Genomic DNA, 10,013 nt, shown 5'->3' on the forward strand with positions numbered 1-10,013 from the left:
CGAGCGTAGGGCAGTGGAGGAATGACAACTAGAAGTCCGATCTTTGACTTCGGTTGTCACTTCCGAAGTGCCCCGTAGCGAGTAGGCGCTGGAGCCTAGACAACTTGCCCAAAGGTGCAAAAACTTATGCTCCCTCATTTCAAGAAAAAACTCTCGCCCCATAATTGGGACGAGAGTATAACTCACGTGGTACCACCCAGATTCACTGTTTTATCCAAACAGCCTCTAGAAAATGCTAAGTAATTCTGCAATCTCAGCATTCTTCCCGTTAACGCCGGGTACGTTCCCCCCTTACATTAAGTATTTGGACTTAAATGCTCGAAGGTAAACTCCTCATAGGACCATTTTCAACAGTTCCTTCCATACCAGTTTTCAGCTACCCTGGCTCTCTGTCATGGCGATCCCTATTTACTTATCCTGTCATTGGAAATACTATACATCTTTATTCAGAATATACCGAATGGAATATGGAATGTCAAGTTACCCCTGCTTACTTTTTCCCAATCCAATACAATAAACGTTTGAAAAAAATTAAATTTATTCCAGAAAAAGGTTACACTTTTTATAAATCAGGGTAAAGAGAGAATATATTATGAAGAAGCATTTCTTTAGTTAATAGATTGTATTTTAGAGAGGGGTTTTGTCGAATTTGATAATTTTAACTGGAAATAGAATCTATCTATTTATTTATTCCATTAATACTGTATTTTTTTATAATAACTGCAACAAACCTTATTATACTTCACTTTTTTCACGTTTTCATAAAAATCTATTAATTTATATTTACAAAATTTTTTAAAAAATGGTATAGTTAAATTACAAAATAATTGACTTCTTTTGGAAAAGTTGGTATTCTGAGTTTGAAAGAATTTTGTCGAAAATTGGCATTGTATCAAGCATAACCTGAAATTTATTTTCATTGGAGGAGAATTATTACATGAAATCTACTGGAATTGTTCGTAAAGTTGATGAATTAGGTAGAGTAGTTATTCCTATTGAACTTCGACGTACACTAGACATTGCTGAAAAAGATGCTCTTGAAATTTATGTTGATGATGACCGTATCGTACTTAAAAAATATAAGCCTAATATGACTTGCCAAGTTACTGGAGAAGTATCTGATGATAACCTTTCTGTTGCTGGTGGAAAAATTATTCTAAGTCCACTGGGAGCAAAGGAAATTATTAAAGAATTAGAAGATTATATAACGAAACAAGAAAACTAATAAGAAAAGGCCTCTACCAAATCGCATTTCGAATTGGATAAGGCCTTTTTTTTATTTATCTATATGGTATGACTGATAGACATCACGCTTTTTTAGCTCCCTATCCTTGGCAGTTTGTGTAATCGCGTCCTTTGAAGTTCGGCCATCATTAATATAAGTTTCCACGTGTTCAATAATCGATAAATCCTTCCACCAATATTCCCGTTCTGCTGCTGCTTCTTTTTGTTCCAATTCCGTTGCACCAGCCACCACTAAAACACACTCTCCTTTGACACCTTCCTCCTCCACATGGGATAGTACAGTTTCTACCGTTCCTCTAACAATAGTCTCGTATTGCTTTGTCAGCTCCCGACAAAAGGCAATATTCCGATTTCCCAAGACCAATTGGATGTCCTCTAATGTCGCTTTTAATCTGTGTGGGGATTCATAAAAGATTAGAGTGCTACCATAGGTTTTAAGTTTTTCTAAACTAGCGATACGATCCTTTTTTTTTCGTTCTAAAAAGCCAATAAAAGTAAAAGTGTCCGTCGGTAATCCGGATGAAATTAGTGCTGTTAAAACTGCATTTGCTCCAGGCAATGGGATAATAGGTAAGTTCTCTTGCGAAAATCTGGCAACCAAATCGGCTCCTGGATCAGATATTGCAGGAGTTCCAGCATCACTCACAAGGGCAATAGTCTCTCCTTTCTTTGCTCGATTAACAAGATGTTCTTCCCGTTCTAGTTTATTATGTTCGTGATAACTTATTAAAGGGGTATCGATTGAAAATACATGGCATAACTTTTTCGTATGTCGTGTATCTTCTGCAGCAATTATGTCTGCCTCTTTTAATATTTCAACTGCACGATACGTCATATCTTGCAAATTACCTATTGGGGTTGGAACTAGGTATAAACACCCTCCTTGCAAGTTACGATAGCTTTGTTGTATGTACATTAACATCTCCACCTTGGTTTATCATCTTTTCTTTTTCATCTCTTGCTAGTTGTTTTATTTGGTATTCCCTCCTCATCGCCTCTTCCTTGGTAGCAAATGCCTCTTCGTATACGAGTTTTATTGGACCACGTCCTCTTGTATATTTCGCTCCTTTTCCAGATTGGTGCATCTTAACTCTTTTCTCCACATCTGTTGTATAGCCTGTATAATAGGTGGAGTCTTTGCATCGGATTATATAAACAAAATGCCTATTACCAGTTTTCATACAGTTCCTTAAACTCCTTTGTATATTGTTTTCCATTTCCGTAAACGAAAATCGGGGGAAGTGTCCTTATTCCAGTTTTTCCACTTCGCACACCTTCTACAAGAACCATATTCGCCTCCCTGTCTTGTTTAGGATGAACGAACTGAATCTTTTTTGGTTCTAATCGATACTTTTTCATTGTTAGTAGAATTTCTGTTAATCTTTCAGGTCTATGAACCATCGACAACCTTCCTGTTTGTTTTACTAATTTCGCTGAAATACGAATTACATCATCTAATGTACAAGCAATCTCATGTCGCGCAAAAGATACTTTCTCATTTACATTTTTACCTTTCTCTGACGTTAGGGCAAAGTATGGCGGATTACAAGTAACTAAGTCATACTCTCCCCAACTAACTTCATCATACAGTTCTAAAATATTACTATTTATTATCCTTATTTGATTTTCTAATCCATTATATATGCAACTTTTAATGGCTAACTCTGATAAAATATTTTGAATCTCCACCCCATCGATGCACGCTTTTGTTTTTAATGAGAGAAGGAGTGGAATTGCACCATTGCCGGTACACAAGTCAATTACTTTCCCGGAATCACTAGGTACTTTTGCGAATCTAGCTAATAATACAGCATCTATAGAAAAAGAAAAAACATCGTCCCTCTGAAAAATATATCGCTTCTTTCCTGGCATATAATCCAAGCGCTCTATTGAATTATTTGATTCCATGTAGACCGTCCTTTGTTAAAGTTTTATTTTAAATTGTCCCATTTTAAACTTCCTCTGTCTAGTAAGGAGCTAAATAAAGGGTCTTTCCGATTATACCGGAAAGACCCTTTATTTATTTCATTATTTCTTGTTCAAAAATGACAAGCAAAATAGACAATCTCCTTCTTTACGAATACTCCCATAATGTAAATTACAAATATGAAAACCTTCATGATAAAGACGGGCCAAATTATCATACCCTTCACCAAAGTCCGTTCGCACTCGCTCTGTCGTATCATCTGTTTTTTTATCATTTGTTGTCTTTTCCGTCTCTTTTTCTGAAACGCGATCCATCCTCTTACGAAGATGATCGTTTTCAATTTGCAGATGATGATTTTCTTCGAGTAAAAGAGCAAGTTGCTCCTTCAATTCTCCTAGTTCATGATGTAATCCACCAATCCGCTCTTCTAATTGACTGACACGGGTAAAGATCTCATGTTTGTTCACGATACCCACACCTCATTATTTCGTGGCTTCGCTGGTAATTGCCCCTTCTTCTAAGAGCTCATCCATAGTAAATTCAATCACTCGATTGGATTCAAATATCTCCACTTGAACCAAACGTTCAAGCATATTCAGGCCGATCACTTTTCCTCTGCCAAAGCTCGTCTTGAGTTCTTCATGGAGGTCTGGAAGTTCTTTTTTGGCAGATTCATAAAGATCATTCTCATATTTCAAACAGCACATAAGTCGACCACATAAACCAGAAATCTTTGTTGGATTTAAAGATAAGTTTTGATCTTTCGCCATTTTAATCGAAACAGGTTCAAAATCCCCTAAAAAGGTGGAGCAACAGAGCATTCGGCCACAAGGCCCAATACCACCTAACATTTTAGCTTCATCACGAACACCAATTTGACGCAACTCAATTCTGGTCCTGAAAATAGAAGCCAAGTCTTTTACTAGCTCCCGGAAGTCAATTCGTCCATCTGCTGTAAAATAGAATAGAACTTTATTTCTATCAAATGTATACTCCACATCCACAAGCTTCATATCTAGGTCATGCTCATGTATTTTACTAATGCATACATCAAAAGCATTTTGTGCTTCTTCGCGATTTTCCTTAACTATTAACTTATCCTTTTCTGTTGCAATACGTAAAACATTTTTAAGTGGTAAAACAACATCATTATCTCCCACTTCCTTTATACCAATAACAGCCTTACCAAACTCGATTCCACGAGCCGTTTCTACGATGACATAGTCATCAACATTTATGGTTAATTCGCCTGGAGTAAAATAATAAATTTTCCCGGCTTTCTTAAATCGAACACCTATAACTCGATGCACATTATCCCTCCTGTAACCGAAGAAGCAGTTGCTCCATTAATAACTGGGGAGCGGTATTAGCATCCAATCTTCGTTTCGCATTCATTACCGCCTGGAGGTTAGATCCCAGTTTTCTCTGAGATAGCATTAATGCCTGATCTTGAAGTTTAAGTTTCTGATCTATATAAACAATTTGATCATCATGATTTACTTGTGTTCTTAGGACATCACGGTACCAAATCATTAATAAATCTAAACCAAGCTGCATGTCCTGTTTATCTTTGAAAAAAGGCATCCACGCCTCTTGAATTGTAATAAATGCGTATTTTGGACGCAAAGAAATCTCATCAACTAATTGTATCACTTTGTTTCTAGCCTGTGCAATCCAATTATCTTGGCAAATTTGGATAGCTTCTTCCAAATCAAAGGTAATTTGAGAGACGGCATAAGCGTCTGTTTCCACAATTCCTTCCTCCATAAGCTTGTCTATTAATTGCTTAGGGGCTAACGGAGCAAACGAAATAATTTGCGCCCTTGAAATGATTGTCTTAATGATACGATGGTACTGGGTTGTCATTAAAATTGCCAAAGCTTCCCCTTCTGGCTCTTCTAAAAACTTGAGAATACTATTTGCGGCTCCAGTAGTCATTTTCTCTGCTTCTTCCACTATATAAACTTTCTTTTTTGACTCTACGCCACGAAAACTAAATTCTTTTTTTAAATAACGAATTTGTTCTACTTTTATGGAATTTCCCTCGGCTTGAATTACATGCACATCCGGATGATTACCTGAATCAATTCTTTTACAATCTGCACACTCCAAGCACGGATGGACTTCTGATTTATTTTCACAGAAAAAAGATTTTGTTAAAACTTTTGCTACTTCCCTTTTTCCACTGCCTCTCCCACCTTCAAACAGATAAGCATGTGCTAGACGATCTTTTTTCAAACTGTTCGTTATCATCTTTACTACTGTAGGTTGGGTTAATGAAAGATTATCCCAATTCATCATGTATCTCCGCCCTCAAACCTGGCTTAAATTAATATTTTTCAAACTCATCTACAGGAAGAACAAATACTGTTGCACCACCAACCTGTACTTCAACAGGATAAGGGACGTAGGAATCGGCATTCCCTCCCATCGGAGAGATTGGAGCAACAAGTTGTTCACGGGATTTACAATTTTCCTTGATTATTTCAAGAACATCAGCGACATTTTTATCTTCCGTTCCTATCATAAAAGTCGTGTTTCCTGCTTTTAGAAAACCGCCTGTACTAGCTAATTTCGTCGCACGGTACTCATTTTCTACTAATACATCTGATAATCGATTACTGTCTTTATCCTGAACTACCGCCATGATTAGCTTCATGTTTTCCCCTCCTCATTCTCCTATCCTTGGCTAGGAGTGTCTTTATTATATAGTGTATTATAACAAGAAACAAACGTTGCAAGATACAGTGAAAATTTTTATAAGTTTTATTATAAAAGCTTTTACTGATTTTTCACAATAGTTTGTTTTGCTATATATAAGATTCAATTATTGCCCACGTGTTTTCGATAACCTCTTCTAATGAAGGTGTAGCATCAATCGTCTGAATCCGTGTCGAATTATTATGAGCTAAAAGTTTATACGATTCCCTTACTCTTTCGTGAAATTCCAGTTTTTCTTGATCAAGACGATTATATTCCCTCCCTTTATGATCTTCTATTCTTTTGAGACCTAATGTAGGTTCTATATCAAAAAATAATGTGAGTTTAGGCATCAGTCCCTCAGTAGCAAATAAGTTTATCTGAAGCACTTCTTCGGTTCCTATTCCCCTTGCCCCTCCCTGGTATACTAGACTGCTATCAATAAATCGATCACATAAAACTATATATCCATCTTCTAAATATGGAACTACTTTCTCCACCAGATGCTGTCTTCTCGCCGCAGCATATAATAATGCCTCCGTTCGAGAATCCATTTCTGTATGTTCAGGGTTTAAAATAACATCCCTTATTTTTTCTGCAATTCTACTACCACCAGGTTCACGTGTAGCCACAACTTTTTTCTCCATTGCAACTAAACGTTCTTTAATTTCTTGAAGGACAGTAGACTTTCCTGCACCTTCTCCACCTTCAAACGTTATAAATAGACCTTCCACAGCACATTCTCCTTCTATGATAAAGTAACTACAGTTACTCCTTTTTCTTTCCACTCCATCCCTGACTGAAAATAAGAATTATTGTCTCCTAAATAGTTTAACGCCTCTATCTGGCTCTTTGTTATTTCCTCTCCCCTGATAATTAAAGGTATACCAGGCGGATATGGTATAATCGTTTCTGCTGCTATTTTCCCTTCGCAATCCCAAAAAGAAATTCGTTCCGTTTTACATTCATCTAATTCATTTATCGTCAAAACAGGTTCTGAAATAGATAAACTACACATTTGTTGGAGTGGTTTTTGATGGATAACTTCTTTACTGGTATTCAAACTCAATCGAATTATTTTTTCCCAATCGCCAAAGGGCAACTCATCTTTTGTCCACGGAAGTGTAATTAGTAAATGATTAGGTGAACTTAATTCCGGAAATGCATTTAATGATTCCATTTTAGCTTTCCACATATCTCCAGTTACGGAAGTAGTCGATATAAAGGCAACTTTTAATAGGTCTTGAGTATAACTGCCTATCCTTTTCCCCGACTGAAACCATCCATCTCCCTTTTCCAGATTGTCCTTAAATCTTTCTAACTTTTCCGTGATTGATCGCCATTCTTCTTCAGAATTCTTCATTTCCCACACATAGGCTCTGGCAAGATCTAACGAGGCCATTAACGGATATGACGGACTACTTGACTGAAGCATACGCAAATAAACGTCTAACTTCTCTTCATTTACCCTTAAACTATTACAATGTAAAAATGCAGTCATTGTCATTGCGGGAAGCATTTTATGTGCAGACTGGACAACTATATCAGCACCAGACCTTATTGCCGATTTTGGCCACCGGCAATCTTCCATCACAAAATGGGCTCCATGGGCCTCATCCACAAGAACTAGCATATTTGCATTATGTGCTCTGCTTATATGAGTATCTAGTGCTTGTCCGTAACCTTCATAAGTAGGATTAGTTAGGACGAGTGCCTTTGCCTCAGGATATTGGTTTATTGCTTTCGCTACCACTTCTTCTGATAAACCTAATGATAGACCGCTCTCCTTGTCTACTTCTGGATATAGATATACTGCCCTTGCCCCTGATAGTTCAATTCCATGAAATATTGACTGATGACTATTCCGTTGAACTAGAATAGAATCACCAGTCTTTACTGTACTCATAATCATTGCTATGTTCCCAACGGTCGAACCTCCAACTAAGAAACGACTCGATTTGACCCCATACGTTTCTGCTGTCATCTCTTGTGCTTCCTTAATAACTCCTTGCGGATGATGCAAATCATCCATACCAGAAATCTCTGTAACATCCAATTCCAGTATATGCTGAAACAATTCTTTTCCTTTATTTGAAAATACTCTTCCATTTTTGTGACCTGGGACATGAAAAGAGGTAGATATTTTGTTTTTGTGTTCCATTAATTTATCAAAGAGAGGTGTTCTATTTTGATCCATCATTCGACCTCTTTCTAAAATTACTACATTCTAATTATACAGTGTAATGACAAGAAGTGAATAGCTTGACGATTATACTTGAAATGATATGACTTATATAAATATACTAACTTCGTATTTAATTAAGAAAAGCGCATTCGCCTAAGATCTCGAGTGTAGCGCAGTGCAGGAATGACAACAGAAGTTCGCTCTTTGACTTCGGTTGTCACTTCCGAAGTGCCCCGCAGCGAGTAGGCGATAGAAATAGACAATACTCGAATGTCCCAAAACTTATAAATATATCTTTAACTATTTTTTACTTAACACAGCTATTATTCTTTCGAAATTAAATAGGGATTCCCGACCTTTTTGAAGGAGGAATCCCTATGTACTAAAATATTTTATTGAACATTATTTTTTTTATTGGGGATAAGTGCGTTTTTTACTTTTTTCAAGCGATTAACATATAACTCATATCCTTGATCACCGGTGTCTGATTTTACAATATCAGTTTCACAATTTTCACATATGAAGTAGTTTAATAAGTGAATACCCTTATTTTTTTCTTCTTCACAAATCAAACATTCTTGTAAACTATCCTGCTTCTTTGCAGAAATAAAACTTCCCATAGTTTCTCCACCTCCAGTCATAGTATCGCCGAAAAGGGACTAAACTATTCCTCTTAATCTAAGAAACAATTGATTTAGTTTACTGTATGTATGTTGTATTGTCTTCGTTACAAATGTTTTACCTGATTAGTAACATATTTAGTTTACTAATTGTAATTTTTTGAGTTCATTTATGTTTTATTTGCTATGTCTACTATCAGTTTTTTTCTTAGTCCTGTTTACTCATGGATTGAACCTGGGGGTTTTGATCCTGGTTCAACGGAACCTGGTTCATTTTCCCCACCTTCAGGCTTCCTCATACTCGTTTATGCTCATGAATTGAACCTAAGGATTTTGATCCTGGTTCGGCGGAACCTGGTTCATTTACCCCTACTTCAGGCTCCTTCATTCTCACTTATGCTCACGGATTGAACCTGGGGGTTTTGATCCTGGTTCAACGGAACCTGGTTCATTTGCCCCACCTTCAGGCTTCCTCATACTCGATCTTGCTCACGAATTGAACCTGGGATTTTTGATCCTGGTTCAGCGGAACCTGGTTCATTTGCCCCTAGTTCAGGCTTCCTCATTCTCGCTCTTGCTCACGGATTGAACCTGGGGTTTTGATCCTGGTTCAACGGAACCTGGTTCATTTACCCCTACTTCAGTCTCCTTCATTCTCACTTATGCTCACGAATTGAACCTAAGGATTTTGATCCTGGTTCAACGGAACCTGGTTCATTTGTCCCACCTTCAGGCTCCTTCATTCTCGCCCATGCTCATGGATTGAACCTGGGGGTTTTGATCCTGGTTCTACGGAACCTGGTTCATTTACCCCTACTTCAGGCTCCTTCATTCTCACTTATGCTCACGGATTGAACCTAAGGATTTTGATCCTGGTTCAACGGAACCTGGTTCATTTTCCCCTAGTTCAGGCTCTCCCATACTCGTCCTTGCTCACGGATTGAACCTAAGGAAATTGAACCTAGTTCAACCAAACCTGGTTCATTTCCTCCACCTTATTAATAGAACCTTGAGTAGCTGCATAAAAAAAGACACCCTCATGTGAGAATGTCTTTGTCTGCCCAGCAGCGTCCTACTTTCACAGGGGGAAACCCCCAACTATCATCGGCGCAGGAGAGCTTAACTACCGTGTTCGGCATGGGAACGGGTGTGACCTCTCCGCTATCGTCACTGGACTATAAAATGTTGAAAGGTGTCTAGCTGCGAAAGCTACATTCTTGTGTCGTTTCGTTTTTTCCGTCGAAGTACAAATCACTTCTCGGTCAAAAACTCCAACGAACTACGAATGTGACCAAGCTTTCTCGCTTTTCGGTTTGTCCTCTCAAAACTAGATAAC

Annotated in this window: 12 protein-coding genes and 1 rRNA gene; 1 reads left to right on the top strand and 12 read right to left on the bottom strand. The window is 37.6% G+C overall.

Going from position 1 to position 10,013, the window contains the following annotated elements; translation table 11 throughout:
• A partial coding sequence (locus KS419_RS18390; RefSeq protein WP_217067852.1) for a hypothetical protein occupies positions 1-186 on the bottom strand: 186 nt, incomplete at its 3' end.
• 751 nt (positions 187-937) lie between these two features.
• Between KS419_RS18390 and abrB the strand changes: the two genes are divergently transcribed.
• Positions 938-1,225: a transition state genes transcriptional regulator AbrB gene (gene abrB / locus KS419_RS18395; protein ID WP_217067853.1), complete on the top strand. Its 288-nt coding sequence runs from the start codon at positions 938-940 to the stop codon at positions 1,223-1,225.
• A gap of 51 nt (positions 1,226-1,276) precedes the next feature.
• Here the strand turns inward: abrB and rsmI are convergent, their stop codons facing one another.
• The 11 genes from rsmI to rrf all read right to left on the bottom strand — a co-directional run bounded on the left by rsmI (position 1,277) and on the right by rrf (position 9,852).
• The gene (rsmI, locus tag KS419_RS18400; RefSeq protein ID WP_217067854.1) at positions 1,277-2,161 is read right to left on the bottom strand and encodes a 16S rRNA (cytidine(1402)-2'-O)-methyltransferase; all 885 of its coding nucleotides are present in this window, start codon (positions 2,159-2,161) and stop codon (positions 1,277-1,279) included.
• Complete coding sequence (locus KS419_RS18405; RefSeq protein ID WP_217067855.1) at positions 2,136-2,426, bottom strand: GIY-YIG nuclease family protein; 291 nt, start codon at positions 2,424-2,426, stop codon at positions 2,136-2,138. The genes rsmI and KS419_RS18405 overlap by 26 nt, the downstream gene beginning before the upstream one ends.
• Complete coding sequence (locus KS419_RS18410) at positions 2,413-3,153, bottom strand: tRNA1(Val) (adenine(37)-N6)-methyltransferase (RefSeq protein WP_217067856.1); 741 nt, start codon at positions 3,151-3,153, stop codon at positions 2,413-2,415. The genes KS419_RS18405 and KS419_RS18410 overlap by 14 nt, the downstream gene beginning before the upstream one ends.
• Before the next feature lie 120 nt (positions 3,154-3,273).
• Positions 3,274-3,639 (bottom strand): DNA replication initiation control protein YabA, encoded by a 366-nt coding sequence (yabA, locus tag KS419_RS18415; RefSeq protein ID WP_217067857.1) that lies wholly within the window; start codon positions 3,637-3,639, stop codon positions 3,274-3,276.
• Positions 3,640-3,654: 15 nt separating this feature from the next.
• On the bottom strand, positions 3,655-4,482 hold the full coding sequence (locus KS419_RS18420; RefSeq protein WP_217067858.1) for a PSP1 domain-containing protein: 828 nt from the start codon (positions 4,480-4,482) through the stop codon (positions 3,655-3,657).
• Between the two features lies 1 nt (position 4,483).
• Entirely contained in the window at positions 4,484-5,470 is a 987-nt protein-coding gene (holB, locus tag KS419_RS18425; protein ID WP_217067859.1) for a DNA polymerase III subunit delta', read from the bottom strand.
• A 31-nt stretch (positions 5,471-5,501) separates the two neighbouring features.
• Positions 5,502-5,831: a cyclic-di-AMP receptor gene (locus KS419_RS18430; protein WP_217067860.1), complete on the bottom strand. Its 330-nt coding sequence runs from the start codon at positions 5,829-5,831 to the stop codon at positions 5,502-5,504.
• 151 nt (positions 5,832-5,982) lie between these two features.
• Complete coding sequence (gene tmk / locus KS419_RS18435) at positions 5,983-6,606, bottom strand: dTMP kinase (RefSeq protein ID WP_217067861.1); 624 nt, start codon at positions 6,604-6,606, stop codon at positions 5,983-5,985.
• Between the two features lie 14 nt (positions 6,607-6,620).
• Entirely contained in the window at positions 6,621-8,069 is a 1,449-nt protein-coding gene (locus KS419_RS18440; RefSeq protein ID WP_217067862.1) for an aminotransferase class I/II-fold pyridoxal phosphate-dependent enzyme, read from the bottom strand.
• 380 nt (positions 8,070-8,449) lie between these two features.
• Complete coding sequence (locus KS419_RS18445; protein ID WP_217067863.1) at positions 8,450-8,677, bottom strand: sigma factor G inhibitor Gin; 228 nt, start codon at positions 8,675-8,677, stop codon at positions 8,450-8,452.
• A 1,059-nt stretch (positions 8,678-9,736) separates the two neighbouring features.
• Positions 9,737-9,852, bottom strand: a 5S ribosomal RNA gene (rrf, locus tag KS419_RS18450).
• Positions 9,853-10,013: the final 161 nt, after the last annotated feature.

Source organism: Evansella tamaricis (assembly GCF_019042215.1).
Lineage (GTDB): Bacteria > Bacillota > Bacilli > Bacillales > Salisediminibacteriaceae > Evansella > Evansella tamaricis.

What these genes read in the sequence shown, in the direction of transcription:
- KS419_RS18405 (WP_217067855.1), bottom strand. Translation starts at nt 2,426, where the DNA reads ATGAAAACTGGTAATAGGCATTTTGTTTATATAATCCGATGCAAAGAC.
- holB (WP_217067859.1), bottom strand. Translation starts at nt 5,470, where the DNA reads ATGAATTGGGATAATCTTTCATTAACCCAACCTACAGTAGTAAAGATG.
- KS419_RS18430 (WP_217067860.1), bottom strand. Translation starts at nt 5,831, where the DNA reads ATGAAGCTAATCATGGCGGTAGTTCAGGATAAAGACAGTAATCGATTA.
- abrB (WP_217067853.1), top strand. Translation starts at nt 938, where the DNA reads ATGAAATCTACTGGAATTGTTCGTAAAGTTGATGAATTAGGTAGAGTA.
- rsmI (WP_217067854.1), bottom strand. Translation starts at nt 2,161, where the DNA reads ATGTACATACAACAAAGCTATCGTAACTTGCAAGGAGGGTGTTTATAC.
- KS419_RS18440 (WP_217067862.1), bottom strand. Translation starts at nt 8,069, where the DNA reads ATGGATCAAAATAGAACACCTCTCTTTGATAAATTAATGGAACACAAA.
- KS419_RS18410 (WP_217067856.1), bottom strand. Translation starts at nt 3,153, where the DNA reads ATGGAATCAAATAATTCAATAGAGCGCTTGGATTATATGCCAGGAAAG.
- KS419_RS18445 (WP_217067863.1), bottom strand. Translation starts at nt 8,677, where the DNA reads ATGGGAAGTTTTATTTCTGCAAAGAAGCAGGATAGTTTACAAGAATGT.